General features: G+C 64.7%; 21 protein-coding genes. 9 read left to right on the plus strand and 12 right to left on the minus strand.

The window, feature by feature from the left end:
- Positions 1-3: 3 nt before the first annotated feature.
- Together AC1RWL_RS10550 and AC1RWL_RS10555 are read right to left on the minus strand one after the other, a co-directional pair.
- Positions 4-1,188 carry a glycoside hydrolase family 5 protein gene (locus tag AC1RWL_RS10550; protein WP_493094816.1) on the minus strand — a complete coding sequence of 395 codons (1,185 nt, stop codon included), beginning with the start codon at positions 1,186-1,188 and terminating at the stop codon, positions 4-6.
- 168 nt (positions 1,189-1,356) lie between these two features.
- Positions 1,357-2,721: a L,D-transpeptidase family protein gene (locus AC1RWL_RS10555; protein ID WP_493094815.1), complete on the minus strand. Its 1,365-nt coding sequence runs from the start codon at positions 2,719-2,721 to the stop codon at positions 1,357-1,359.
- Positions 2,722-2,992: 271 nt separating this feature from the next.
- Here AC1RWL_RS10555 and AC1RWL_RS10560 point away from each other — a divergent pair, with 271 nt between their 5' ends.
- Positions 2,993-3,847, plus strand: coding sequence for a DUF4432 family protein (locus tag AC1RWL_RS10560; protein ID WP_493094814.1), 855 nt, complete (start codon positions 2,993-2,995; stop codon positions 3,845-3,847).
- A 168-nt stretch (positions 3,848-4,015) separates the two neighbouring features.
- On the plus strand, positions 4,016-4,354 hold the full coding sequence (locus AC1RWL_RS10565; protein WP_493094813.1) for a protein tyrosine phosphatase family protein: 339 nt from the start codon (positions 4,016-4,018) through the stop codon (positions 4,352-4,354).
- A gap of 35 nt (positions 4,355-4,389) precedes the next feature.
- On the opposite strand, the gene AC1RWL_RS10570 is transcribed toward AC1RWL_RS10565, so the two are convergent.
- The 4 genes from AC1RWL_RS10570 to AC1RWL_RS10585 all read right to left on the minus strand — a co-directional run bounded on the left by AC1RWL_RS10570 (position 4,390) and on the right by AC1RWL_RS10585 (position 9,289).
- On the minus strand, positions 4,390-6,039 hold the full coding sequence (locus AC1RWL_RS10570) for a thiamine pyrophosphate-binding protein (RefSeq protein WP_493094812.1): 1,650 nt from the start codon (positions 6,037-6,039) through the stop codon (positions 4,390-4,392).
- Positions 6,036-7,232, minus strand: coding sequence for a succinate--glutarate CoA-transferase (gene caiB, locus AC1RWL_RS10575; RefSeq protein ID WP_493094811.1), 1,197 nt, complete (start codon positions 7,230-7,232; stop codon positions 6,036-6,038). The genes AC1RWL_RS10570 and caiB overlap by 4 nt, the downstream gene beginning before the upstream one ends.
- A 156-nt stretch (positions 7,233-7,388) precedes the next feature.
- Entirely contained in the window at positions 7,389-8,333 is a 945-nt protein-coding gene (locus tag AC1RWL_RS10580; protein WP_492646932.1) for a DMT family transporter, read from the minus strand.
- Positions 8,330-9,289, minus strand: a complete 960-nt coding sequence (locus AC1RWL_RS10585; RefSeq protein WP_493094810.1) for an alpha/beta fold hydrolase — start codon at positions 9,287-9,289, stop codon at positions 8,330-8,332. Before AC1RWL_RS10585 ends, AC1RWL_RS10580 begins: the two co-directional genes overlap by 4 nt.
- A 172-nt stretch (positions 9,290-9,461) precedes the next feature.
- Between AC1RWL_RS10585 and AC1RWL_RS10590 the strand changes: the two genes are divergently transcribed.
- The 4 genes from AC1RWL_RS10590 to metF all read left to right on the plus strand — a co-directional run bounded on the left by AC1RWL_RS10590 (position 9,462) and on the right by metF (position 14,049).
- Positions 9,462-10,214 carry a ribonuclease T2 family protein gene (locus tag AC1RWL_RS10590; RefSeq protein ID WP_493094809.1) on the plus strand — a complete coding sequence of 251 codons (753 nt, stop codon included), beginning with the start codon at positions 9,462-9,464 and terminating at the stop codon, positions 10,212-10,214.
- A gap of 122 nt (positions 10,215-10,336) precedes the next feature.
- Complete coding sequence (gene ettA / locus AC1RWL_RS10595) at positions 10,337-11,986, plus strand: energy-dependent translational throttle protein EttA (protein ID WP_256117193.1); 1,650 nt, start codon at positions 10,337-10,339, stop codon at positions 11,984-11,986.
- Between the two features lie 148 nt (positions 11,987-12,134).
- A complete protein-coding gene (locus tag AC1RWL_RS10600; RefSeq protein WP_439627891.1) occupies positions 12,135-13,142 on the plus strand; it encodes an ArsR/SmtB family transcription factor in 1,008 nt (335 codons plus the stop codon).
- Between the two features lies 1 nt (position 13,143).
- Positions 13,144-14,049, plus strand: coding sequence for a methylenetetrahydrofolate reductase [NAD(P)H] (gene metF / locus AC1RWL_RS10605; protein ID WP_493094808.1), 906 nt, complete (start codon positions 13,144-13,146; stop codon positions 14,047-14,049).
- A gap of 487 nt (positions 14,050-14,536) precedes the next feature.
- Here the strand turns inward: metF and AC1RWL_RS10610 are convergent, their stop codons facing one another.
- The 4 genes from AC1RWL_RS10610 to AC1RWL_RS10625 all read right to left on the minus strand — a co-directional run bounded on the left by AC1RWL_RS10610 (position 14,537) and on the right by AC1RWL_RS10625 (position 18,546).
- Entirely contained in the window at positions 14,537-15,472 is a 936-nt protein-coding gene (locus tag AC1RWL_RS10610) for a DMT family transporter (protein ID WP_493094807.1), read from the minus strand.
- Positions 15,473-15,584: 112 nt separating this feature from the next.
- Positions 15,585-16,805 (minus strand): lytic murein transglycosylase, encoded by a 1,221-nt coding sequence (locus AC1RWL_RS10615; protein WP_493094806.1) that lies wholly within the window; start codon positions 16,803-16,805, stop codon positions 15,585-15,587.
- A gap of 132 nt (positions 16,806-16,937) precedes the next feature.
- Positions 16,938-17,717 (minus strand): glycoside hydrolase family 25 protein, encoded by a 780-nt coding sequence (locus AC1RWL_RS10620; protein ID WP_256117183.1) that lies wholly within the window; start codon positions 17,715-17,717, stop codon positions 16,938-16,940.
- A 163-nt stretch (positions 17,718-17,880) separates the two neighbouring features.
- Positions 17,881-18,546: an outer membrane protein gene (locus tag AC1RWL_RS10625; RefSeq protein ID WP_493094805.1), complete on the minus strand. Its 666-nt coding sequence runs from the start codon at positions 18,544-18,546 to the stop codon at positions 17,881-17,883.
- A 250-nt stretch (positions 18,547-18,796) separates the two neighbouring features.
- On the opposite strand from AC1RWL_RS10625, the gene AC1RWL_RS10630 reads away from it, so the two are divergent.
- Together AC1RWL_RS10630 and AC1RWL_RS10635 are read left to right on the plus strand one after the other, a co-directional pair.
- On the plus strand, positions 18,797-20,341 hold the full coding sequence (locus tag AC1RWL_RS10630; RefSeq protein ID WP_493094804.1) for a putative bifunctional diguanylate cyclase/phosphodiesterase: 1,545 nt from the start codon (positions 18,797-18,799) through the stop codon (positions 20,339-20,341).
- Between the two features lie 75 nt (positions 20,342-20,416).
- Complete coding sequence (locus AC1RWL_RS10635) at positions 20,417-21,814, plus strand: serine hydrolase domain-containing protein (RefSeq protein WP_493094803.1); 1,398 nt, start codon at positions 20,417-20,419, stop codon at positions 21,812-21,814.
- Here the strand turns inward: AC1RWL_RS10635 and AC1RWL_RS10640 are convergent.
- A complete protein-coding gene (locus AC1RWL_RS10640; protein WP_493094802.1) occupies positions 21,799-22,200 on the minus strand; it encodes a ketosteroid isomerase-related protein in 402 nt (133 codons plus the stop codon). The two genes, AC1RWL_RS10635 and AC1RWL_RS10640, sit on opposite strands and share 16 nt — an antisense overlap.
- Positions 22,201-22,281: 81 nt before the next feature.
- Between AC1RWL_RS10640 and AC1RWL_RS10645 the strand changes: the two genes are divergently transcribed.
- Complete coding sequence (locus AC1RWL_RS10645; protein WP_493094801.1) at positions 22,282-22,869, plus strand: GNAT family N-acetyltransferase; 588 nt, start codon at positions 22,282-22,284, stop codon at positions 22,867-22,869.
- A gap of 4 nt (positions 22,870-22,873) precedes the next feature.
- Here AC1RWL_RS10645 and AC1RWL_RS10650 read toward each other — a convergent pair whose 3' ends face one another.
- A complete protein-coding gene (locus tag AC1RWL_RS10650; protein ID WP_493094800.1) occupies positions 22,874-23,788 on the minus strand; it encodes a transglycosylase SLT domain-containing protein in 915 nt (304 codons plus the stop codon).
- Between the last annotated feature and the right edge of the window lie 106 nt (positions 23,789-23,894).

The raw sequence follows: 23,894 nt of genomic DNA on the forward strand, positions 1-23,894 counted from the left end.
GCTCTACTTCTGCATGCGCGCCTTCAGCAGGTCCATCAGCTTGCCGTCACGCGGCAGCTTGCCCACCTTGCCCTGGTCCTTCAGCCAGTAGAACTGGCCGGGCTTCACCTTTGCCGACAGTTCGTAGTCCATGCCTTCCCATTCGTCCTCACGAAAGGAATAGAAGGCCCAGTGACCGCCTTTTTTCTCCACCGCGTCCATCACGTCGGTGAGATAGGTGCCGCAATCGGCCCAGAGCCGCATGCAGCCGAATTCGGCGGCAACCACACGCGTCGGCGACAGGCCCTGCGCCTTCGCCCAGTCGAAGGCCGTGCCGATATGCTGTGCGACGGCCTTGCGGTCCCACGTCGTCTTGCCGCCGGCATAGTCCGTCGTGATGCCGGGATAGGAGAACGGCGTTTCGCGCTTCATGTTCGGCGCGCTGGTCGCGTCATAGGGTTCGTACATGTGGAAGGCGTAGAGCACCTTGTCGTCGGCAAGCCGCTTCGGCCAGGCGGCGAGTGCGCGCGGATTGGCATAGTAGCCGCCATCCACCATGACCGGCGTCACCGGATCGACGGCGCGGATCGCCTCGATCATGCGCGCATAGAGCTGCGGCAGGTCGCGGGTGCTGCCGGCGTTCTTCTGCTGCCAGGCAGCGATGTCCGCCATGGCGGCGTTTTCCGCCAGCCCGGTCGTCTTTTCCGGCGCCGGCTCGTTGAGCAGGTTATAGGCGGCGATCGCCGGATGATCTTTCAGCGCGCCGGCGAGATCGCCCCAGAATTTGACGGCCTGGTCGGCAAAGGCCGGATCCGACCATAGCCGGTCGTCGAATTTTCTGCCGTTCTGCTGTTTCCAGCGGGCGCCGGGCAGGCTCAGCGGCGTCACCACGACCTTGAGCCCGGCGGCATGCGCGGCATCGAGTGCTTTCTTCAGCCTCTCCAAATCCTTCACCGGAAGACCCTCATAGTGATCGGCGTTGCCGATGAGAAAATCGCGGCCTTCACCCTTCCATTTGCTGAAGGTGAGGCGCACCCAGGAGGCGCCCGTCGCCGCCAGCGCCTCGAAATAGGCGGCATCCGGCTCGCCGGCATTAAAACTGTTGCCGCCCTTTTGCGGGCTGTCCCAGAAGGTCATGAGATCGGCGGCGGAGGCCGGGGTGCAGGCCAGCGCGAGGCAGAGGAGGGCGGGGCGGAATTTTGCGAGCATGGGACACCGAATGCGTGAATGCGGCCCGTCAGGGAGCCGGAGGACGGCCGGATGCTTCGCCGCAAAAATAGGCATTTTCCGGTTCGCTTCGTGGCGGAACCGCGCCTTTCCAATACGCAAACAAAAGCCGGCTCAATGGGCCGGCTTTGGATCATGCCGCGGAGTGTGTCAGTCGACGAATTCCACCGTGACGCCTGCGCTCGTCATCTTGGCGAGCTCGGTCGCGTCCCAGTTGGTCATGCGGATGCAGCCGTGGCTCTGCGTCTTGCCGATCTTCGAGGGTTCCGGCGTGCCGTGGATGCCATAGGTCGGCTTCGACAGCGCGATCCAAACGGTGCCGACCGGGCCGTTCGGGCCGGGTTGCAGCGTCAGCACCTTGTTGTTTTCGCCCTGCTGGAAGTTGATCTTCGGATTGTAGGTGTAACCCGGATTGAGCGCGATGCGCTCGACCGTGACCAGGCCCGAGGGCGAGGGCGTGTCGGCGGAGCCGATGCTGGCCGGGTAGGCGGCGATCAGCGTGCCGTCCGCGGCATAGGCGAGAATCTGCTTGCGGCCCTTGTCGGCGAGGATCTTCGCCACCTTGCCGGTCTTCGCCACGCCGGTGTCGATGACCTTGACGATCGTTCCGGGGATGGTGAAGTCGACGCCCGGATTGATCTCCTTGAGATAGGCCTCGTCCATGTGGAACTTTTCCGCCAGCATCTCCGTCGTCGACGTGAAGGAGAGGTGCGGCAGGGCAGCCTTCTGGGCGTAGTCTTCCGGGATGGCGGCGACATAGGGGCCGGCGGCATCGGCGGCGGTGATCTCGTAGGTGGTGAACGCCATGCCGCCCGACAGGCGCAGGCGCTCCAGGATGTCGTCGGCATTGTTCGGGTCGAGCGTCTCGCCCGACACGCTCTGCCAGGCCTCGATCGCCTTGGTGACGTTGGAGCCCTTCTTGCCGTCGATCACGCCCGGAGAAAAACCCTCGCGGTCGAGAAAGACCTGAAGGGCTGTGATCTCGGCGGAGGACATCTTGCCGATGGCGATGGCCGGCTCGAATTTCGGGCCAGGCACGAATTCCGCATTGGGGTCGACGCCGTTTTCCGGCAGGGCCGCGTTGTCGCCATTGCCGTCGAAGTCGGGCAGGGGCTGCGAGCCGCCGAAATCGGCATCCGGCAGTTCCTGGCGCTCGATATCGCCCGGCAGCGCTTCGCGCATCTCGGGCACGGAGCTGGTCGTCAGCTCGTCGCCGAACTCGGATTCGGGTGCCGGCGGAAAATAGTCGGGGTTGGTTTCCGGGTAGCCCTGCACCGCGCGGTAGCGATCGCGCCGCGGGCGGGAATCGCCGCGGGCGAAATAGCGATCAGCGGACTGCGCCGTGGCGATGATATTGCCCCAGCCGTCGACATAGACGGTGCGTCCGCGATTGTCGCGCATCACGCGCGCATCGTCGGGAATGTAGTCGAGCAGGTCGCCTTCCGGCGAAACCAGCACCGTATCGTTCGAGAGATAGGTCTGCGCATTGGCAGGGGCCAGCGCGAATCCGAGCACGGATGCCGCAGTAAGAAGCGAAACGCTTGTTTTAAAAATAGAATTCACGACTCTAGACCTGCCAGCTTGCACATAACGCGCGGACGGAACACTTCAATTCAGACCTTAATATGGAAAATCTGAATCGATGGTGAACGTAAGGTCAACGCGCATGGCAAAAACTTGTGATCGGCCGCGTTGGTTCCCGCGGAAAGATCGCGCGCCCCATAGCCTCGCGACGCCTTTGATCCTAGCATGCCCGCTTTCATTGTCCCTTTCACCGGAGCCCCGGATGACCTTTGCCCTGACCGCCGACACGCCCGACCAGTCGTTCCGCCTCGCGCTGACGCCGCAATCGGCGCTCGATGTCGGCAGCGCGGTCTTTCATGGGGTGGAACTCGCTCCGGGCTCCGCGGTTCCCTCGGATGGCGATCCGCGCATCGACAAGGCGCTGCCGGGTTTCATGTTCACCTGCGGGCCGGATCATATCCGCCATCCGGTGCCGATCGAAGGGGCTGCCGACGGGCGGCGCTACCCGTTGCACGGTTCGCTGTCGTCCAGCCCGGCGCGCGACATCCTGATCGAGGAGGACGAGGGCGAACTGGTGTGCGAGGGGCGGGTCGCCGTCTCGCTTGCGCATGGCGGTGCTGCCGATCTCGCCCGCCGCTGGCGCGTCGACCGGGGCACCGGCCATATCACGCTGGAGGATGTCGTCACCAACAGCGGCGAGACCTCCTGGCCGCCCTTCGGCATGTACCACATCAATTTCGGCACCGGCCTCTTCGACGAGAACACGCGGCTGACCGGCGCGATGCTGCCCGGCGGCAGCCTGCCGTGGCGGTTCGACGAGGGCGACATGAAGATCTTCTGCGTGCCGGCGGCGGAGACGGCGAAACACGGCTGGGCGGAGATCGCGGTCGGCCCGATCGCAGCGCTTGGCGGGCGCAGCGTACATATCCGCTTCCGCACCGACACCTTGCCCTACCTCCAGGTCTGGCGGAACCAGTCGCCGGGCTGTGCCGTGCTCGGCATCGAGCCGGTGTCGCATCGCCTTGCCGCGCGCGAAGAACTGATCGCCGCCGGCGATGCGCCGGATTTCGCGCCCGGTGAAAGCGTCGGTTACGGGCTGGCCTTCGAGGTTCGGTAGAGCGTTTCTTCATTTGCCCGAAAAGCGAAAACGCTTTTTGTTTCCATGCGATTGCGGACACAAAAGCGCTTCGCGCCCGTGCCGCCGCCACGCTAGATTTCGCATGATTGACGCTCCCGCGCCGCGGGCGTAAACGGTGAGCGCCCCATTTTCGAAAAGGAACCACCCATGGATATCCGCGCGATCAACGACGAATATTCCGTCTCCGGCCAGATCGAAGTCGAAGACCTCGACACGATCGCCAACCTGGGGTTCAAATCCATCGTCTGCCACCGCCCCGACCACGAGCAGCCGGACCAGCCGGAGTTTTCCGCCATCGCCGCGCGCGCGAAGGAACTCGGCATCGAGGTGGCGCATGTGCCGGTCGGCTCGATGGGTGTGACGGCCGAAGCCGTGCACGGCATGGTCGACGCGCTCGACGAATTGCCCCGTCCGATGCTCGGCTATTGCCGCTCTGGCGCGCGCTCCACGAAGATTTACGAGCAGACGCAGCACATTCGCGGCTGAGACGGTGAGGGGCGGTCCACGCCCCTCATACAGCGTTATTTCCCGCTACGAATATCCGACAGCGTGCGCGTCGGCGTGATCGCTTCGGGGTCGAGCTTCACCTCGATGATCGCCGGCTTGCCGCTGGCGCGGGCCCGCAGGAAGGCGGCTGCGAACTCTTCCGTCTTCTCCACCGTCTCGCCATGCCCGCCATAGGCGACGGCGAGCGCTGCAAAATCCGGATTGGTGAGGTCCGTGGCGCTGACGCGGCCGGGATAATCCCGCTCCTGGTGCATGCGGATCGTGCCGTAGATGCCGTTGTTGACGACGACGGTGATGATCGGGAGGTTATAGCGGACGGCGGTCGCGAATTCCTGGCCGTGCATGAGGAAGCAGCCGTCGCCGGCAAAGCAGATGACCTCGCGCTCGGGAAACAGCCGTTTTGCCGCCACGGCCGCCGGCAGGCCATAGCCCATCGAGCCGGAGGTGGGGGCGGCCTGCGTCGCAAACCGGCGGAACCGGTGGAAGCGGTGCACCCAGGTGGCATAGTTGCCGGCACCGTTGGTGAAGATCGTGTCTTCCGGCGTGTTCTCCTCCAGCCAGGCGACGATCGGTCCCATCTGCACATCGCCGGGGCCGCTTTGCGGCGGCGTCGACCAGGCGAGATAGGCCTGGTGCATGGCAGCAGTACGCGCCGCCCAGCGGGGCGCGGTTTTCGGCGCGAGATCTTCGAGAGCGGCGACAAAATCCTCGGGCGCGGCGGAGATCGCGAGGTCCGGGCGGTAGACGCGGCCGAGCTCGGACGGATCGGGATAGACGTGCACCAGCTTCTGCTGCGGGTAGGGGCTCTGGATCAGGCTGTAGGTCGAGGACGGCATTTCGGAATAGCGCCCGCCGAGCAGCACGACGAGATCCGCCTCGCGGATTTCCTTGCCCAGCGCCGGATTGATGCCGATGCCGGAATCGCCGGCATAATTCGGGTGCAGGTGATCGAACAGCATCTGCCGGCGGAACGAACAGGCGACCGGCAGCGACCAGCGCTCGGCAAAGGCGGCGAAGGCTGAAACGCTGGCCTCGGACCAGCGCGTGCCGCCGAGAATGACGAGCGGACGTTCTGCCGCCTCCAGAAGCCGCGCCAGTTCCTCCACCTGCCTGCGGCCCGGATGGGCCTCGACGGGCATGTAAGGCCTCGCCTCGACGGTCTCGACTTCGTCGGTCAGCATGTCCTCCGGCAGCGCCAGCACGACCGGGCCGGGCCGTCCCGACGTGGCGACGGCGAAGGCGCGGGTGATGAATTCCGGGATGCGCCGCGCATCGTCGATGTCAGCCACCCATTTGGCGACTTCGGTGAAGGCGCGGCGGTATTCCACTTCCTGGAAGGCCTCGCGCTCGCGCGCATCGCGCTGCACCTGGCCGATGAACAGGATCATCGGGATCGAATCCTGCCGCGCGATGTGCAGGCCGGCCGAAGCATTGGTGGCGCCGGGGCCGCGGGTGACCATGCAGATGCCGGGCTGGCCGGTGAGCCGACCCCAGCAATCCGCCATCATCGCCGCGCCGCCTTCCTGGCGGCAGACGAGCACGTCGATATCCGTGTCATGCAGCGCATCGAGCACCGCGAGATAGCTTTCGCCCGGCACGCAGGCGACGCGTTTGACGCCGTTGGCAACGAGGGCGTCGACGATCAACTGGCCACCGGTCTTCATGCGCTTTTCTTTCCTGCTTCGAGGTATTGCAGTTCTGCCATCACGGCATCGGTATGTTCGCCAAGCCGCGGGCTCGGCCGGTCGTAGACAAGCGGCGTCTCGGAAAAGACGATCGGGGTGCGCACGCCCGGAATGAGGTTGCCGTCGGCATCCGGCAGGTCGACGCGCAGCCCGCGCGCCTTGACCTGCGGGTCGTCGAAGGTCTCGGCGATGGAGTTGATCGGCCCAGCCGGCACGCCCTCGCGCTCGCAGGCATCGAGCAGCTCGGCCTTGGTGACATTGGCCGTCGCACCCGTAACGCGGCGGCGAACCTCGTCGCGGTTGGCGACGCGGGCGCGGTTGGTGGCGAAACGCTCGTCGTCGGCCATGCCATCGAGCTTCAGGAGCCCGCAGAGCTTGCGGAACTGCCCGTCATTGCCGACGGCGAGGATGATATAGCCGTCGGAAGTCGGCACGACCTCGTAAGGCGAGATGTTGGGATGCGCATTGCCAAGCCGTTTGGGTGCCGTGCCGGAGGCCAGAAAATTCATGTTCTGGTTCGCCATGACGGCCGACTGCACGTCGAGCAGCGCCATGTCGACATGCTGGCCATGGCCGGTCTTCATGACATGGATGAGCGCCGCCTGGATGGCGGTGACGGCATAGATGCCGGTGAAGATATCGGCGATCGCTACGCCCGCCTTCATCGGCTCACCATCCGGCGCACCCGTCACCGACATGAAGCCGGACATGCCCTGCACGATATAATCGTAGCCGGCGCGCGCGGCATAGGGACCATCCTGGCCGAAGCCGGTGATCGAGCAATAGACGAGCTTCGGGTGTTTCTCGGCGAGGCTCCGGTAGTCGAGCCCGTATTTGACGAGGCCGCCGACCTTGAAATTCTCGATCACCACGTCGGCGGTCGCGATCAGGCGGTGCGCGGTCTCCCGGCCTTCCTCGGTCCTGAGATCGACGGCGATCGAGCGTTTTCCCCGGTTGGTGGAGTGGTAATAGGCGGCCGACAGGTTTTCGCCGTCCTTGCCCGTCACGAAGGGCGGACCCCAGGCGCGCGTGTCGTCGCCGCCGTCCGGATTTTCGATCTTGATGACGTCCGCGCCGAGATCGGCCAGCATCTGCCCGGCCCAGGGACCGGCGAGAACCCGCGCCAGCTCGATGACCCGGATGCCGGAAAGCGGCAGGTTCGACTTCTCCATCGTGCACTCCCTCTTCGACGGCCGCGATACGGCCGACCGCCGGGCTTTTCGCCCGTTTTGCTCTGGATAACAAAAAGCCGGCAGGCACGATAGCCGCGGGCCGGCGGGACATCATGACGGCTGAGACTGACATGATGTTTTTCGCGTGCGGCTCAGTCAGATGGGCGTAGAAACCGGCGGGATCGTCGCCGTCTTGTTGAGCTTGCGCTCGCGCCAGATGACATAGAGGCCGGACGCGATGATGATGGCGATGCCGAGCCATTTCACGGCATCCGGCAGGTCGCCGAACACCCACCAGCCGAGAATGGTGGCCGAGACGATCTCCAGATATTGCAGCGGCGCCAGCGTGGAGGCGGGGGCCGCGCGATAGGCATAGACGCCGAGCACGCCGGCAATGGTGGCCGCGACGGCGGCCGCTGCGATATAGAGCGTGTTCGCCATGTCCGGCATGACGGGCGTCAGGAAGGCGATGCCGGTGGCGCTGCCGAAAACCAGTAGCAGTCCGGAGAACAGGCCGCCCCAAAGCCCTGCATAGAATTGCATCGACCAGGGGTCTTCCTTCTGCGAGACGAGCCGCGTCAGGAGGAAGAACAGCGCCAGCGAAAAGGCCGAGACGACAGGCAGGAGCGCGATCGGGCCGACCTCCTGCAGGCTCGGCTGGATGACCAGCAGCGAGCCGAAGAAGCCGACGCCGCAGGCCGTGTAGCGCCGCCAGCCGATGGTCTCCTTCAGCACGATCGAGCCGAGGATCGTCAGGATGATCGGCTCGACGAAGAAGATGGCGATCGCATCCGCCACTTCCATGACGGCGAGCGGTGTCACGAAGGTGATCATGGTGATGGCCATCAGCAGGCCGCGCGCCGCATGCAGCCCGGTCTTCCTCCAGGTCACGTCGAACAGCGTGCCGCGCATCAGACAGATCGGCCCCAGCACCGTCATCTGGAAGAGCAGGCGCACGAAGGTGATCTCGGTCGCCGGCACGGAGGTGACGGCGAGTTTTGCGAAAATATCGATGATCGGCGAGATGAGCACCGAGAGCACCATGAGGACGAGCCCGAGGCTGACCTCGTTGCGCAGCGGCGTGATGGCTGTTGTGGTCATGCGTGTTCCGGTGCGCGGCGCCGTTCCGCCACCACCCGCCGGCACCAGCCGGCGAAGGCGTCGATGGCGGGCTCGCGCAGAGCCCGGCTCTCCTTCAGTGTTTCGTGACGCAGACCGCGATAGACGATCGTCGTAACGTCCTCAAGCCGCGATTTTTTCAGTCGTTCGGCAAAGGCGAGCGTCGCCCGGCCGCAATCGGTCGCCGGGTCCTCGTCGCCGCCGGCAAGATGAATCGGCAAGCCTTTTGGCAGGCGCGCAAGGCCGTCCGCGGATGCGTCGGTGAAGGTGACGGCAAAGATGTCGATCCACATCGAGACATTGACGTCGAAGCCGCAGAGCGGATCGGCGATATAAGCATCCACCTCGGCCGCGTCGTGCGACAGCCAGTCGAACCCCGTCCGACGGCCGGCGATCGATTTGCCCCAGGCGCCGAAGGTGAGGCGCGGCAGGACGCCGCTCGGCACGTCCGATCCCTTCAGCATGCGCTCCGCCGCCAGCACGATCTGCGCCACGCGGCCCGCAAATCCGGGTTCGAAGTTGGAATTCCAGACGGCGAGCGCGTCGATATCCGCGGCATGGTTTTGCGCGAAGGCGAGCGCCAGCAGGCCGCCCATCGAATGGCCGAACAGCACGATCGGCAGGTCCGGATGGCGGCCTGCTGCATGATCGCGCACCGCCCGCATATCCTCGATCACGCGGGCAATGCCACCCCGCGGCGCAAACTGCCCGCGTGGCGCATCGGGTGCCGTGGTGAAGCCGTGGCCGCGATGATCGTGGGCGTAGACCTGAAAGCCTTCGGACGCCATGCGCGCGGCAAAATCCGCATAACGCAGGCTGTGTTCGGCAAGGCCGTGGCTTAGAAGCAGGATGCCCCGCGCCGCCCCGCGGGCGGGCTCGTGGCGCAGCGCCAGCGTCGCCCCACTGGGGCTTTTCAGCGTCCCGGCTTCAGAAAACACTGCCATTCCTCCCGTTTGCGCAAGGTCAACGCGATTTGCCATGCAAAGACAATGGGATGCGGCGTGTATTTTTGGAAATCCTCGCGCATTTCGGGATTTTTCCGATTCAGGGTTGCAATTTCCGGATTTTTGGTTGCATATGATCTTGTTTTGTTCTCATCAGGGGCCGGTCATGAAGACGCAAGCTGCACTGACTTTCAAAGCCGCATTGTCCTTTCTCGTCCTATGTCTGTCGTTCTTCGCAGGCTCTGGTCTCGCGAGCGCCCAGTCGGTGCCGGCCGGGGAGTCGGTGCGCGAGGTCCTCTCGATCAGCTGGCAGCCCGGCTATTGCGCGGCGCGGCCGAAGAGCCGCGGCTGCGCGGATTTCTCCGCCACGTCGCCGGCCGCCCGGCAATTCTCGCTGGTGAGCCTCTTCCAGGTGCGCAAGAGCTATTGCGGCATCGAGGCCGACCTGAAACAGCGGGCGCGCAAGGGCAAGTGGACGGAGCTGCCGGATATCGTGCTCGCTTCCGGCACCAAGCAGCGCCTGCTCGCCGCCATGCCCGCCGCGCGCCTCGGTCTCGACCGCCAGCAATGGCTGAGAAGCGGCAGTTGCGTCGCAGCCTCCGCAGAGGCCTATTACAGCCGGTCGCTGGACCTGCTCGACCAGCTGAATGCCTCGACGGTGCGCACGCTCTTCACGGAAAAGGCGGGCGGGACCATCAAACTCGCCGACGTCCGCACGGCCTTCGACAAGGCTTTTGGCGCCGGTGCCGGGGAGCGGGTGCGCCTCAGCTGCCGCAAGACGGGCGACAAGACCGTGGTGATCGGCCTCACCATCGGCATTGCCGGGGACGACGGCAAGCTGGCAGCGCTGATCGGCGGCGCGTCGCCGACGAAGTCGCGCTGCGTCGAGGGTATCACGGGGGGTGCGCAGGCAGGCTGATCGCCGGGAGCGAACGGGCGGTCCACGCGCGCAAGTACCGATAACGCGGCTTTCTTACATTGCCGCGGGCAGAGAATTCGCCTACATAGCGGGCAAATTCGTCCGACCCGGAGCACGTTTGCATGGCACGTCAATTCATCTACCACATGTCGGGGCTCAACAAGTCCTACGGCGCCAAGAAGATCCTCGAAAACGTCAATCTGTCCTTCTACCCGGATGCCAAGATCGGTATCCTCGGCCCGAACGGCGCCGGTAAATCGACGGTGCTGCGTATCATCGCCGGCCAGGACAAGGAATATACCGGTGAAGCCTGGCTCGCCGATGGCGCGACGGTCGGCTACCTGGAGCAGGAACCGCATCTCGACCCGACCAAGACCGCCTTCGAGAACGTCATGGTCGGCGTCGCCGACAAGACCGCCATCATCGACCGCTACAACGAGCTGATGATGAACTATTCCGACGAGACGGCGGACGAGGGCGCCAAGCTCCAGGATATCATCGACAGCCAGAACCTCTGGGACCTGGAACAGCAGGTCGAGATGGCGATGGAAGCGCTGCGCTGCCCGCCGAAGGATTCCGACGTCACGCTGCTGTCGGGTGGCGAACGCCGCCGTATCGCGCTCTGCCGCCTGCTCCTGTCGCAGCCGGACCTGCTGCTGCTCGACGAACCGACCAACCATCTCGACGCCGAAACCATCGCCTGGCTGGAAAAGCACCTGCGCGACTATCCGGGCGCCGTGATGATGATCACCCACGATCGCTACTTCCTCGACAACGTGACGGGCTGGATCCTCGAGCTCGACCGCGGCCGCGGCATTCCCTACGAAGGCAACTATTCTGCCTATCTGCAGGCCAAGGCCAAACGCATGAAGCAGGAAAGCCGCGAAGAAGCCGGCCGCCAGAAGGCGCTGTCGCGCGAACAGGAGTGGATCGCTTCCAGCCCGAAGGCGCGTCAGGCGAAGTCCAAGGCCCGTATCAAGGCCTACGAACAGCTGGTCGATGCGGCGGAAAACATCCGGCCCGGCGACGCCCAGATCATCATCCCGGTCTCCGAGCGTCTCGGCAACGTGGTCATCGAGCTGGAAGGCATCACCAAGGGTTTTGACGGCCGCACGCTGATCAACGACCTGTCGATCAAGCTGCCGCCGGGCGGCATCGTCGGCATTATCGGCCCGAACGGCGCCGGCAAGTCGACGCTGTTCAAGATGATCACCGGCCAGGAAACGCCCGATAGCGGCTCGATCCGTATCGGCGATACCGTGCACCTCGGCTATGTCGACCAGAGCCGCGACGCGCTCGACGGCAACAAGACGGTCTGGGAGGAAATCTCGGGCGGCGCTGAAGTCGTCAAGCTCGGCAAGTTCGAGATGAATTCGCGCGCCTATTGCGGTGCCTTCAACTTTAAGGGCGGCGACCAGCAGCAGAAGGTCGGCAATCTTTCGGGCGGCCAGCGCAACCGCGTGCACCTTGCCAAGATGCTGAAGGCCGGCGGCAACGTGCTGCTGCTCGACGAACCGACCAACGACCTCGACACGGAAACGCTCGGTGCGCTGGAAAGCGCGCTTGAGAGCTTTGCCGGTTGCGCGATCATCATCAGCCACGATCGCATGTTCCTCGACCGCCTCGCGACGCACATCCTGGCGTTCGAAGGCGACGGTCATGTCGAATGGTTCGAAGGCAACTTCGAGGACTACGAAGAGGACAAGGTCCGCCGTCTCGGCCCCGATGCCCTCAATCCCGGCAGCCAGGCCTACAAGCGCTTGACGCGCTGAGCCGAACGCCATCACAGGCTTTGAGAAACCCCGGCTTGCCGGGGTTTTTCTTTGGGGCCGTTGGTGGGAAGATCAGCGACACGGATTTGCCCTTGCGCGACGCGGGTTAATCACATAAACATATCTTTATGTCTTGATTGGATTGGTCATGGGCGACATGCAGAAACTCGGACTGGACGACATCGTGGAGATCCTGAAGGCGGCGGGCGAGCCGACGCGCCTTCGCCTCATCGCGCTGCTCGCGCATGGCGATCTCACCGTGACGGATCTCACAGACATCCTCGGCCAGTCCCAGCCGCGTATTTCGCGCCACCTGAAGCTCCTTGCGGAAGCGGCCCTGATCGATCGCTACCAGGAGGGCGCCTGGGCGTTCTTCCGGCTGAGCCAGGGTGGCCCCGCCGTGGCGCTCGCCCGCCAGCTCCTCGAAGCCAGCGACCCGGCGGACGCGGTTTTCGCCCGCGACGACGAGCGGCTTCGGGCGCTGAAGAAGATCCGCTCCGACAAGGCGCAGGCCTATTTCAGCCGCAACGCGGCGGAGTGGGACGCGGTGCGCCGCCTGCATGTCAGCGAGGCGGAAGTCGAGGCGAAGCTCGCCGAGTTGATCGGCACCGAGCCAGTCGATGCCTTCCTCGATCTCGGCACCGGCACGGGGCGCATCCTCCAGCTCTTCGAGGGGCTTTACCGACGCGGCGTCGGCGTCGATGCCAGCCGCGACATGCTCGCGGTCGCCCGCGCCAATCTCGACCGTGCCGGCATCACCAAGGCCTCGATCCGCCACGGCGACATTTTCAACCTGCCCCTGGAGCGCGACGAGTTCGACGTCGTGACGATCCACCAGGTGCTGCACTTCCTCGACGAGCCCGAGGCGGCGATCGGCGAGGCGGCGCGCATGCTGGCCCCCGGCGGGCGCCTCGCCATCATCGACCTCGCGCCGCACGCGCTTGAACACCTGCGCGACGAACACGCCCATATCCGCCTCGGCTTTTCGCACCAGACGATGTCCGAATGGCTGGAGAAGGCGGGGCTCGCCGTCGAGCAGGTCGTCGACCTCAACCCCGCGCATTCGGCCAACGATGCGCTGACCGTTACCATCTGGCTTGCCCGCGACCAGCGCGTACGGGCGGCCGACCCTATCGCGATCCGCAGGAGGAGTTGACATGAAACCGGCGACCCTAAGCCCAGCCCGCAAGGACATCCGCCTGTCTTTCGAGTTCTTCCCGCCGAAATCGGCGGAGGCCGAAGGCCAGCTCTGGGAAACGGCCGCCGAGCTTTCGGCCTATGATCCGGGTTTCATGTCGGTGACCTACGGCGCCGGCGGCTCCACCAAGGTGCCGACGCTGTCGACCGTGCGCCAGCTTCTGAAGATGGGCCTGCCGGCCGCCTCGCACCTCACCTGCGTCGGCGCGACGAAGGAAGAGGTGCATGCCGTGGTCGCCGATTTCCAGGCGGTCGGGATCCGGCACTTCGTGGCCCTGCGTGGCGATCCGCCGGGCGGCGTGGGCACGGCCTATCATCCACATCCGGGCGGCTATGCCAATGCCGCGGAGCTCGCCGCCGGCCTGCGCGGTCTCGCCGATTTCGAGATCTCGGTGTCCGCCTATCCGGAAAAACACCCGCAGAGCCCGGATGTCGCGGCCGATATCGACATGCTGAAGCGCAAGGTGGATGGCGGCGCCACACGCGCGCTCACCCAGTTCTTCTTCGAGAACGACGATTTCGAGCGTTACCTGGAGCGCGTGCGCAAGGCCGGCATCACGATCCCCGTCGTGCCGGGCATCCTGCCGGTGCACAACCTCTCCCAGGTGCAGAAATTCGCCGGCATGTGCGGCGCCTCGGTGCCGGGATGGCTTGCCGATCGGCTGGCGCCGGTCGACGACCGGCCGCAGGAGCGCGCGCCCGTGGCGATCGACCTTGCGGCCAGGCAGATCGAGGATCTCATCGCCCGCGGCATCGGCGAGTTCCACTTCTATACGATGAACCGCGCCACGCTGGTCTCGGCCGTCTGCGACCGTGTCGGCTTCGCCAAGATCGACCGCCGGCCCGCGGCCGGCGCTGCGGCCTAATTCGTCAAACACTGCCTGAAATGAAAATGCATGGCGCCGTCTCCGGGGCCATGCATCTTTCATGAATTCGTTTCGGCAGGGTCTTTTGTTATTTTTCGTCCCTGACCTCCCGGACTGCGCTTGGTTCGCTTCAGATGAAGATCATCGTTGCGATGAAGAGGAACGCTGCACTGATCATCAGAACATTCAAGGAATGTGTGAGTCCCATGGCTTACCTCCTTGCGTTTGCGGCCTGATATTACGACCGAAAAAAGCGTGTTGGAAAGGTGTTTTGTTGCTGCGCTGCAACATACGGCCAATGGCGGTCGGTTATTCACAGCGCTAACCTGCTGAATTTCCTCCCTTAATGTGGATGCCACAAAAAATTCACAATCCCTACCAGATGACGAATGCCGACATTGTGCATTTACCATTGTGGCGCAAGTCGGGCCGACGATCCGGCGGATTGCCATGAAACGGCCGGCAGCGCGCTTTGTTCCCGGCTTTTTCAAGCGCGCCGGAAACGGGCGAAAACGCGCCCGTCAAGCACCACCAGGCCGAACAGCACCAGGGCCATGCCAAGCATGCCCAGCGGCGTCAGTTCCTCCCCCAGGAAGAGCATGCCGGCGAGGATGGCGCTCGGCGGCACGAGCAGGGTGACGAGCGACGTATTGGTCGCGCCGGCCGCCGCCATGATTCGGAAGAACAGGATGTAGCCATAGGCAGTCGAGATGAGCGCCAGCGCCAGTACGGCGAGGATGGCGGTCAGCGGCGGCAGGGAAAGCTGCCAGGGCGTATCGAGCGCGAAGGAGACCGGCAGCATCAGCAGCGTCGAGGCGGTAAGCTGGCCGGCGGCCGTGACCGGCGGGGCGACGCCGCGGAAGCGTTTGCCGTAGGTCGCGGCAAGTCCGTAGGAGACGGCGGCGAGCACCGGCAGGAGGACGGCCCAGAGCGGCGGTCCGCTATCACCCGTGAAGGGGGCCAGCGCGCGCGGACCGATCAGCACCGCGGTGCCGACGAGGCCGATGAGGCAGCCGGCGATCTTCTGCGAGGAGAGCTTTTCGTCCTCCGTCATCTTGTTAGCAATGAGCACGGTGAAGATCGGCGTCGTGGCGTTCAAGATCGCGGCAAGGCCGGCGCCGATCTGCGTCTGGCCGAGGAAGATCAGCATGTGCGGCACGGCATTGTTGATGAGGCCGAGCAGGAGGAATTCACGCCAGCGGGCGCGCAGCGTCGGGTAGATGCCGAAACGGCCGGCAATATAGATATGGAGGGCGAGGGCGGCGATGCCGACGCGCAGCAGCACCAGGGTCGCCGGCGGTATATAGGCGACGGCCACGCGGGCAAAGAAGAAGGAGCCGCCCCAGATCATGCCGAGGAGGGCCAGCAGGCCCCAGGTCTGGATGCTCATGCCCGTTTCTGCCGGGGCGGCGCGCTGTTCCATCATCCCCTCCCAGGGCATGTCGTCAAAACAGAAACAGCCCGGCATGACCGGGCTGCGTTCTTGGTCTCGTCCTGTCCTATAATACCGGGCGGCGCGGGGCCACCCGATTTCGTCAGAGAGCGGAGAGCAGGGCCTGCGTCGCCCAGCCATCGGCCGGCAGGCCGAGGCGGAGCTGTTCCTTCTGGATCGCGGCGCGCGTGCCGGAGCCGAGGATGCCGTCGACCTTGCCGACGTCGTGGCCGAGGCCCTGCAGCTTGGTCTGGAGCTGCTTCATGCCGTCTTCGGAAAGGCCCTCTTCCGGCGTGCCGCGCTCATAGGGCGGGGCGCCGGCAAGACGCGTCGCGAAATAGGCGGCTGACGTCGTGTAGATGAAGGACTGGTTCCATTCGAGATAGATGTTGAAGTTCGGATAGGTGATGAAGGCCGGGCCCTTGCGGCCCTGCGGGATCACCAGCGAGGCTTCGAGATTGCCGAAGGAGGTGTCGCCGTCGCGCGGCGTCACGCCGAGCGCGAACCAGTCGGCGGCCTTCATGCCCGGCTGCAGGCCGGTCTTTTCGAAGGGCAGCACGTCCGGCACGGAGACCTCCTGGATCCAGGGCTGGCCCTTCACGAAGCCGAGGTGCTGGATGAATTTCGCAGCCGTCAGGATGGCGTCCGGCGAGCTCTTCTTGACGTCGATATGGCCGTCGCCGTCGCCGTCCACGCCGAATTCGATGATGTCCTTCGGCAGCATCTGCACCTGGCCGATTTCGCCGGCCCAGGCGCCCGTCGTGCCGTTCGGGTCGAGGTCGCCATGACCGACCATTTCGACGGCGGCGAGAAGCTGCGGACGGAACAGTTCCGGGCGGCGGCAGTCATGCGACAGCGTCACCAGCGCGTTGCGGGTGTTGAAATCGCCCTGCACGGCGCCAAAGTCGGTTTCCATTGCCCAGAAGGCTGCGATGACCGCGCCGGGCACGCCGAATTCCTGCTCGGAGCGGGCGAAGACGGAGGAGAGGTCCGTCAGCTTCTTGCGGCCGATGTCGAGGCGCGACTGGCTAACCGTGCGCTTGGAAAATTCGAGGAAGGTCTGGCGGAAGACGCCCTGGGCGCGGTCGCGCGACAGCACTTTCGGGTCGATCGCGGCACCGGCAAGCGCGCGGTCGGCGATCTCGGCGGAAACGCCGCGCGTCAGCGCCTCGGCCTTCACGCCCTGAAGGAAGGCGCTGATATCGCCACCACAGGCCGCGGCCGGCTCTGCTGCCGTGCCTGCCGCCGTCTGGGCATGGGCGCCGCCGGCGAGAAGAAGCGCCGTGAGGCTTGCCGCGAGTATCGTCTTCAGGTTTTGCCGCATCTTGAATGCTCCTTGGGTCCGTTGCCCTGCTATCTCAGATTGGCCCGGCTGTCTCAGATGAATGTGACGGAAGCAAGAAGAAAAAGGCAACCTCGGCGTGCTGCCGCTTTTTGTCACGCAATTGTGCTGGAATCAGCGGGAAACCGTCGCCACCCAGGTGTTCCAGTTCTTGGCGGAACCCGCGAAGACGTTGATATCCGTGTCGCCGGAAATGCCCGGAACCACGCCCGTCGAGGTATATTGCCAGAACGCCCACTTGCGCGACGAATAGATGTTTTCCGGATGCTCGGCCACCGCGCGCAGCCAGAAGGGATAGTTCTCGAAATGGCCGACGAGATTTTCGCGGTGGAAGTCGACGGTCGTGTAGATGATCGGCCGCTTGCCGTAGTGCGCTTCGAGGCGGTCCATGAAGCGCTTGAGCGCGACGCGCACCTCGTCGGCCGGCGGGCGGGTCTTGCAGGTCGGCGAGGCGGGGTTCCATTCGGCATCCAGCACCGGCGGGAGCTGTACCGCCTGCTTGGGCACATTGGCGATGAACCAGTCGGCCTGCGCATCCGCCGTCGAGCAGAAATAATAGAAGTGATAGGGCGCATGCGCGACGCCTGCGGCGCGGGCACCGCTCCAGTATTCGTTGAACCGGCTGTCCAGACGGTCCGTGCCTTCGGTCGCCTTCAGGAAGGCGAAGGAGACGCCACCCTTCTTCACCGCGTGCCAGTCGATGTCGCCGTTCCACTTCGAAACGTCGATACCGTGCACCTGATGACGATGCGGCGTGCGGGCGCCAAAATCCTGCGGATCCTTGTCCTCGAAGCGCGGCGGCACGGAGGCCGTCGCCACGAGATCGTAGTCGGTGGTGGAACAGGACGTGGCGAGGAAGGCGAGGGGCAGGAGAGCCAGAATGAGCCGACGCATGGAGGTCCCGTGTTTCGCGCGTTTACCAATCCTGCCTCGAATGGGGCGGGCCGTAAAGGGGAGCGCGCGAGCAGGTCCCATGACCTATCGCGTATTTTCGTAAAATTACGGTTAGCGGGACGTTAAACTGGGGCGGCGGCTGACACCGCCGCCCGGATCAATGTCAGAACTTCATGCTGACGCCGAGCATGATCGAATGCGAATCGAGGTCGCCCCGGCGGCCTGCCGCATCGAAGATGTCGGAATTGCCGTAATCGGTATAGCGATACTCGACGCGGCCCGCCACCGTGTCGGTGAAGGCCTGCTCGACGCCGGCGCCGACCGTCCAGCCATGCGCCGTGTCCTTCTCCGTCACGCCGGCATCGCGGTCCCGGAGCTCGGCGCGGGTAAAGGCCCAGCCGCCGGTGCCGTAGATCAGCGTGCGGTCGAAGGCGTAACCGAGACGGGCGCGGACCGATCCGCCCCAGTTCGTCTCCGCCTCGTAGCGCGTGCCGCCGGACGAGAAGCGCTCGTTGTTGAAGTCGTGTTTGACGTCGGCTTCGAGACCATAAACCCAACCGTTGTTGAAGAAGTTGTAGCCGGCGAAGGCGCCCAGCGCGAAGCCGCCGAGGTCCTGGTCGATGGCAGGCGCCGGGCCGCCCGAATCGGCATTCGTCCAGCCGTAACCGCCGTTCACACCGACATAGAAGCCGCCCCAATCGTAGATGCCGGCCGTCTCGACGATCGGTGTTTCGATCGGGGGTTCGGCAACGGCCATGTCGGCCGCGAAGACCGGAAGCGCACCGGCGGAAACGAGGATGCCGGCGGCACCGAAGATCATGGATTTCATCTGATGGTCCTTCCCACTCGATAGTCGCGCGAAGCCCCACGCACGAATGACAACAAGGCCTCAAACGTCTGAAACCGGCCATGGTTCCGTGGAGACAGAATCCCGTTGAATCTTGGGGGCGAATGCCAACGCTCCCTTAACACTCTGTCATTCTTTGTCCTCTAGAAACATCGACAGGCCGATGCCCGGCCGGACGCACCCTGTTGTCATGATAACAACGGTTTAGGGTTACATGATGTTGAAAACCTTGTTGCCGAGAATCGAGCATCGCTATGCGCTGACGGGCTCGGTTTTCGGAGCCTTTCTGCCAACCCTCTGCATTGCCGCCGACCAGGTCCTGCGCGACCAGGCGCAGGCGAGCCTATTCGGCTTTTCCGCCCCGACCGCCACCGCGCTGGCGCTGATGCCCGTCTTCTTCGGCGTCGGCTTCTACCAGATCGGCCGGTCGAAGGCCGCGCTCATCGCCGAACTCTGCCAGCGCCGCAAGACCGAGCAGCGGCTGACGCACGATGCCTATCACGACCGGCTGACCGGGCTTGCCAACCGCTTCTGCCTGGAGCGGGATATCCAGGCGGTCGTGGAGGGCAGCGACGAGGACGACCGTCCGGCGCTGCTGCTGCTCGATCTCGACCGTTTCAAATTCGTCAATGACAGCCTCGGCCACGACGTGGGCGATGCGCTGCTTGCGGCCATTGCCGTGCGCCTCCAGCGCGCGCTTTCGGCAACGGCGCGCGTCTACCGGCTCGGCGGCGACGAATTCGTCGTGACGATCGCTGGGCGGCCCTCCGAGGGCAAGATCGAGAATGTCTGCCGCACGATCTGCGATCTGTTCCAGGACCCGTTCGAACTGAAGCGCCACCGGGTTTCCAGCGGCTGCAGTATCGGCGTGACCTATATGGAGGCGGGCGACAACTCGATGTCAGAGCTTCTGAAGCGCGCCGATGTCGCGCTTTACGAGGCGAAGGATATGCCGGGCAGCGGCTTCCGCTTCTTCGATGCGGCGCTCGCCGCCGCCGTCCTGGCACGCGCGGCCATCGAGCACGATCTTGCCCGCGCCATGGGTGCGGACGAATTCTTCCTCGAATACCAGCCGATCGTCGGCGTCGAGAGCCGCGTCGTGCGCTCCTTCGAGGCGTTGCTGCGCTGGCGGCATCCCGAAAAGGGGCGGATCATGCCGGACCTTTTCATTCCGGCGGCGGAAAAGACCGGCCTCATCCTGCCGCTTGGCAACTGGGTGGTACGCGAGGCCTGCCGGGAGGCGGCGAAATGGCCCGCACCGGCCGGCGTCGCCGTCAATGTCGTCGGCGACCAGTTCAAGGACCGCGCCTTCGTCGATTATGTGAAGACGTGCCTGGCCGAGGCCGGGCTTGCGCCGGGACGCCTGACGATCGAGGTGACGGAATCGGTCTTCTCGGTCGACGAGACGGTGATCCGCGAGAGCCTCTGCGAGCTGCGCGACCATGGCGTTCGCGTCGCCCTCGACGATTTCGGCATCGGCTTTTCCTCGATCAACAACCTGCGCGCCTTCCCGATCGACCAGCTGAAGATCGACCGCTCCTTTGCGCGCGCGATGATGGAGAGCAAGCGGGACGCCGACCTGGTCGATATCATCCTGAAGCTCGGCCAGACATTCCAGGTGACGACCACGGTGGAGGGCATCGAATCGGAAGGCCAGCTCGATTTCATCCGCCAGCGCGGTGCTTCCGAGGCACAGGGTTTCCTGATTTCCGGGCCGGTGGCCGCGCAGGATGTGATGCGCTTCCTTCTACACACGGAAAATCGTCGTTCGGCCTGACGTTGTCACAAGCGCGAAAAGCCTTTTCATGACAGTGGAATCCTGCTTGTCTCGCGACTGGAAGGAGAGGCCGTTATGAGACGATTCTACAGGCTGGCCGCTTGGGTACTTTCCCTCCTTGCCCTCGTCGTCCTGGTGGGGGCGAGCTGGCTTATCGTATCGCCGCCCGCGCTGCTCAGCGTCGGCTCCGGTTATGCCGCAAAAATCGTCTGCTCCAGCGTCTTCGTTTCCGGCCGCGATCCGTCGCAAGTGCTTGCCGAGGACGTGCAGGCGCCCGGCCATCCGCTGTTGAAGCTGATGCGGCAGGACGTCGATCTCGCCGGCAAGACCGTGACGACCCATCTGCTCGGCCTCTTCGCGCCCGGTTATGCCGCCTGGCACGAGGGCTTCGGCTGCTCCAGCGTGCCCGACGGCGATTTCCGCGCCGCACACCAGGCCGTTTCCGATATCGCGCTGCCGAAACTGCCGGCGGCGGACCCGGCCGTGGCCTGGCCGGACGGCGAGGCGGTGACGCTGGACGCAGACCTGTCGGCGCTGCTTGCCGATGCGAGCCTCACCGGGCCGGGCATGCGCGCGACCGTGGTGGTGCATGACGGGCGCATCATCGCTGAAGCCTATGGTGACGGTTTTGACGCCAAGACGCCGCTGCTCGGCTGGTCGATGACCAAGTCGGTCAATGCGGCGATCGTCGGACGGCTGATGCAGGCCGGGGCGCTTTCGCCGGAGATGAAGGGCCTGTTTCCGGAATGGCGGGAGGATGCGCGCTCGCAGATCACGCTCGCCCAGCTTCTCGCCATGGAAAGCGGGCTCGCCTTCAACGAGAGTTACGGCGATGTCGCCGATGTCACGCGCATGCTCTTCCTGGAGCCGGACATGACGCGCTTCGTGCTGTCGCTGCCGCCGGAGGCCAACCCGGGCGAAAAGTTCAACTATTCGAGCGGCACCGCGATGCTGCTCTCACGCCTGTGGATGGGCGCGCTCGGCGGGCGCAGCCAGGCGCTGTCCTTCCCGGCAAAGGCGCTGTTTGCGCCGCTCGGCATGGCGAGCGCGGTGATGGAGCCGGACGAGACCGGCATCTTCGTCGGTTCGTCCTACATGTATGCGACGGCGCGCGACTGGGCGCGGTTCTCGCTGTTTCTTTTGAACGACGGCGTCTGGAAGGGGAGCCGGCTGCTGCCGGCAGGGTTCGTCGGCGCCATGGCGACGCCGACCAAGGCCTCGGGCGGTGCCTATAGCCAGATGCAGACCTGGACCATGGGGCCGGGCCGGGAAAGCGACACGGATTACGGCCTGCCGGACGAGACGTTCTGGATACTCGGCCATGACGGCCAGTCGGCCGCCATCATCCCGTCGCGCAAGCTGGCGGTGATCCGGCTGGGGCTGACGCCGTCGAAACGCGGCTATCGGCCCCAGGTCCTGATCAAGCGCATCCTCGATGTGCTGGATGCGAAAACCGCTCAGGCGCCGACCTGAGCGATCCAGTCGTTGAGATTGTAGGTGTTGGAGATGCGCGCGACCTTGCCGTCGCGGATCTCGAAGAAGGCGCCGGCGGGCAGCACATAGGTCTGACCGTTCGCCTCCGGCAGGCCCTCGTCGGTGGCGAGATACTGGCCGTTGACGACGAATTCCGCCGCACCGCGTTTGCCGTCGTCGCTCGACATGATGACGATGTCGGTCAGCGTCTCGCGGTAGCTGCGGTTCATATGCGCCATGAAGTCGCGAAATGCCTGCTTGCCGACCTGTCGGCCGCCCTGGTTGATGTCGTGGACGACGTCGTCGTGCAAGAGATCGAGGAAGGCCTCCATATCCTGCCTGTTGAAAGCATCGTAATAGGCGCGGATCGTCTCTTTTGCTGGCATGTCATCCCTCATATCAATGGCGTCAGGCGGAACCAGATCGCCTTATAGCATTGTTCAAGCCTTTGGGAACATTCACGGATCATGCAGATCAAGATCGTCCAGGGAGAAGCCGTGACGCCGCATATCGCGGACCTCGCGCGGCTGCGCACGCACGTTTTCCGCGCGTTTCCGTATCTCTATGAGGGCAACGAGGACTACGAGGCCTCCTATCTCGCGACCTATGCGAGATCGCCCGAAAGCCTGTTCGTGCTGGCGCTTGACGGCGAGCGCATCGTCGGCGCCTCGACCGGCGTGCCGATGCCGGATGCGTCCGACGTATTTCAAGCGCCGTTCATCGCCGCCGGCATCGCTCCGGAAAAGATCTTCTATTTCGGCGAATCGGTGCTGCTCTCGACCTACCGGGGCAGGGGGCTCGGCGTGCGCTTCTTCGAGGAGCGCGAAGCCTATGCGCGCCGCCTCGGCCGCTTCGACTGGTGCACCTTCTGCGCCGTCGAACGGCCGCAGGACCATCCGCTGCGCCCGGCGGACTATGTGCCGCTCGATGCATTCTGGAGCAAGCGCGGCTACGAGCACCGCGCCGACTTGCGCACGATGCTGGCCTGGCAGGATATCGGGGAGGAAAACGAGACGGAGAAGCCGATGTCGTTCTGGCTGAAGGCCGCGCGGTAGCGGCTTATCTCAGGCCGGTCTCGTCGAGCAGGCCCTTGCGCTTGGCGTGGTAATAATAGCCGGCCGCGTAAAGGCGCACCGCGCCGTCGTTCTTGTCGTCCGCGACCATCCAGGCGCCGCGCAGGTACTTGCCGGCATATTTGATGTTCGTCTCGGCGTCGAACAGGCCTTCGGCCGGGCCGTCGAAGCCCATGCTCTTGGCCGTCGCATATTTGATCTGCATCAGCCCGTAATGGCCGCGATTATAGGCCTTGGGATTGTAGGTGCTCTCGCGCTTGACGACGCGATGCAGCAGCGATTCCGGTATGCCGTAGAGTGCCGCATATTTGCTGATGATCGCGTCGATCGGCGTGCCGGACTTCTTGAACGGCTGATCGCCCTGCGGCACGACGAGACGGGTCTCGGTGGTCAGCACGGCGTTGCTGATGAGCGCGGGCTTGGCCATCGGCACGATCTTGCGGCTCGCGACAAGCTGTTCGAGGCCTTCCGGCTCGCCGCTGTCGAAGCCCGGCTCCATCACCGAGACGCCGATCACCGTGTCCATGGGCTGAACATCGCTCGCCGTGTTGCCGGCAAGGGCGGCCGTCGCGGCGGCGGCACCCGTCATGGATTTCGATTCCGTAAGGGCCGAGACCGGAACGGCGCCGCCTTCGGCATCGGTCGCAACGGCGACCATGATCGGCGTCGGTAGGGCTTGCGCCGTGTTTTCCGTGCCGGGCTTGGCGGCGGGCAGGGCGGCATAGGCAACTTCGGTCGTCGTGCCGTCCGCAGCGGCAATTTCCGTGGTCGACGTGGGCGACACGGTTTTCGCCGAGGTCGCATCGTCGGCGACGCTGGCGCAGCCGGCAAGCGTAACAAGAAGGCCTGCGCAGGCAAGCGTGGCAATGCGTGCCGGACGGGAAACGGAAGTATCAGCCATGGTCGTCGCTCTCGGTTTGCCGGGATGCGCGGGCGCTGGAACGCCCGCACGTTTTGCAAATCAATCGGCCGTGGCCGTCCCCGTCCATAGCCGATCAGGCGCGAAG

The sequence above is a fragment of the Shinella sp. GW821-FHT10F02 genome (assembly GCF_058809275.1).